Below are 250 nucleotides of genomic sequence, written 5' to 3' on the forward strand. Positions count from 1 at the left end.
GTTCACGCGGCTTACTTGGTGGCGCGTTCAACTACCTCACCAGTTCAACAAAGCGCGCTGACGCGCTTGAGCGGCTACATAAGGCGCAGGTGCGGGAGCTCAGCGCGGCACAACGGGCAGAGGTTGGCGCGGCGATCAAATCGCTCAAGGGGGATCGAACCGCCCTACTCTCTTCGGCGCGAGGATCGTTCATGTCGGAGCGCGCGGCGCTTATTCAGCGCCAAGCAACCGACAAGCAGCAGCTCAAATC

General features: G+C 61.6%; 1 protein-coding gene. It reads left to right on the forward strand.

Annotated features, from left to right (window positions below):
* Positions 1–250, forward strand: a 250-nt coding sequence (locus tag Q4528_RS15110; protein WP_303522511.1) for a hypothetical protein, incomplete at both ends; no start/stop codon positions are given.

This window comes from Staphylococcus pasteuri, assembly GCF_030547725.1.
GTDB classification, from domain to species: Bacteria; Bacillota; Bacilli; order Staphylococcales; family Staphylococcaceae; genus Staphylococcus; species Staphylococcus pasteuri.